This is a genomic window from Bradyrhizobium sp. Leo170, from assembly GCF_004296405.1.
Taxonomy (GTDB): domain Bacteria; phylum Pseudomonadota; class Alphaproteobacteria; order Rhizobiales; family Xanthobacteraceae; genus Bradyrhizobium.
In genome coordinates this window covers 1-1861 of record NZ_PSRR01000663.1, presented here as the reverse complement: position 1 = coordinate 1861, position 1861 = coordinate 1, and the positions used below count along the sequence as shown (strand labels likewise).

Sequence of the window (1861 nt, the reverse complement as noted above, 5' to 3'; positions counted from 1 at the left end):
AGTGCTATTCCATGCCGGAGCCGTATTTTATGCGCTATTTTTTTCATATTGAACATGATGAAGCTATGTCAGTGGACCGGGAGGGCACGGAGTTCGCCACCCAGCTCGAAGCCGATGACTACGGTGCCCGCATTGCGAGTGAAATCGGAATGGATGATGGCGATTACACCAACAGTGTGGTGTTAGTGGTGGACGCGAAGCGCCAAGTGGTCACCCGGCATCCCGTTTACAGACGCCTGTCGAGCTGACCTCGTTGTTCGATGGTTCACCGGCTCGGGCGAGGCGAAGATCACGGCCTCGACCCGGCCCATCCATTCGCGCCAGCGCAGGTCGGGCGGCAGGTCGGCCAGTTCGGTGTCGAGATCCTCTTTCGGTCGCGCGCGCCGCCCCATGTCAGAGCCCGTACAGTCGGAAGGTCGGAGGCGAAGAGGATAAGAAGCCCTGACGCGATGTCAGGACTGTGAGCCCTTGCGTTTCAGTTCCTGAGCTTCGTAGCGGGCCTTGAGCGCCGGATCGCGGGTCAGGCCAGCTACGGCATCGGCGTTGCCGCCATCGAGGCCCGGCGCCCCCCTTGATCGCGGCGGCAAGACCATCCTTGCCCGATCCTTTCCGGATGAAGGGTTTGAGATAGGCATCGAGCTTGCCCTGGCCGGGCGTCTCTATCTCTTGCGTCAATGCGGCAAGGTACTGGTCCTTGTCGGTCGCGGACCAATCGATGCTGAAGCCGGCGCGCCGCGCGAGTTCCGCATGGATCAACATGATCGTGCGCCCATTGCCGTCGAGAAACGGATGGCCATAGGCGAGATAGCCCATCACCTCGCCGGGCTTCTCGGCCATGAACGCCTTGTCCTGTCCGTTTTCGAGCGCGTAGTCTACGGCGCGGCGGATGTCATTCGGGTGCGCGAAGAGCACTGCACCCTTGTTGACGAAGATCGTCGAAGCGTTCTTGAGACGATCTTCGCCGGCCCAGGGAAAGACAGCCTCGAATAGTATCTTGTGGGTTTGCAGCACGTCGGCGTAAGTCAGAGATGGGCGTGCTTCAAGATGCGCAAGTCCCGCATCGATGCCGGTCAGAAAGGAATTGTGCTGAAGGCGCTGGACGACCGCTAGGTCCTTGGTCTTTGCGACGTTGCGCAAATAGCCGCGCGTCTCAAAGTCCCCGAAAGGATCGAAGGTCACGAACGATTTTCGCGCAAATAGCGGGCCTGAAGTCGGACGGCCTGGACGCGATCCAAAATGCCGGCACGTTGCAGGGCCACGATCGTATTCTCGATCGGGTCAAAGTGAATGTCGTCGCCGGAAAGGCGCGTGACGTGGTGTGCGAAGAGGTCGTTGTCGGACACAACGACAGCGACGTTGTTGGCGCTCGCGAGCCTCTGAATCACGTTGGCGGTGTAGCGGGCTTTAGTCGTGTCACGTCGGGCGGACATGGATTCTCCTCTCCTCCAATATAATACAGAAAGGACTGAAAATCCATTAAGTGAAGGCCCCCACGCGTTCGTAGCCAGGTTACAACACATTGAAATAATGCATATTTTCGACCCATTTATGCGATGAAAGCAAGCCGATCGGTGGCCGACATTTGGCAAATGCGGCTAGCCTGTCTCTGTCCAATCTGCAGCTTTTTCATCATCGTCCTGGTCTTCGTCATGCGCCGGCAAGGGATCCGGAAACTCCCCGGCCAGCATTTTATCTTTACTGAGCAGGCCGGCGTCCTCGAGCATTTCCATGTCCGGAAGATCGCGCAGCGTCTCCAAGCCGAAGTGCGACAGGAAGCCCTTGGTCGTCACGTAGGTGTAGGGCGCGCCGGGTTGCGGGCTGCGCGGGCCGCTCGCGATGAACCCCAATCCGCGCAAACGGG

4 protein-coding genes and 1 pseudogene are annotated in these 1861 nt (G+C 59.1%); 1 reads left to right on the top strand and 4 read right to left on the bottom strand.

Features of this window, described 5'->3' with window-relative positions:
• A partial coding sequence (locus CWO89_RS46660; RefSeq protein WP_207234707.1) for a DUF6894 family protein occupies positions 1-248 on the top strand: 248 nt, incomplete at its 5' end.
• An 18-nt stretch (positions 249-266) separates the two neighbouring features.
• Here CWO89_RS46660 and CWO89_RS48635 read toward each other — a convergent pair.
• From CWO89_RS48635 to CWO89_RS43770, 4 genes and pseudogenes are all read right to left on the bottom strand, one after another.
• Positions 267-392, bottom strand: a pseudogene (locus CWO89_RS48635) (SMC-Scp complex subunit ScpB); the annotation flags it as partial.
• 1 nt (position 393) lies between these two features.
• Positions 394-1179 (bottom strand): Fic/DOC family protein, encoded by a 786-nt coding sequence (locus CWO89_RS43780; RefSeq protein ID WP_245476854.1) that lies wholly within the window; start codon positions 1177-1179, stop codon positions 394-396.
• A complete protein-coding gene (locus CWO89_RS43775) occupies positions 1176-1430 on the bottom strand; it encodes a hypothetical protein (protein WP_130584333.1) in 255 nt (84 codons plus the stop codon). The genes CWO89_RS43780 and CWO89_RS43775 overlap by 4 nt, the downstream gene beginning before the upstream one ends.
• A gap of 165 nt (positions 1431-1595) precedes the next feature.
• Positions 1596-1861, bottom strand: a 266-nt coding sequence (locus CWO89_RS43770; protein ID WP_207234706.1) for an SMC-Scp complex subunit ScpB, incomplete at its 5' end; no start/stop codon positions are given.

Coding starts and splice junctions, on each gene's coding strand:
- CWO89_RS43775 (WP_130584333.1), bottom strand. CDS start 1,430: ATGTCCGCCCGACGTGACACGACTAAAGCCCGCTACACCGCCAACGTG.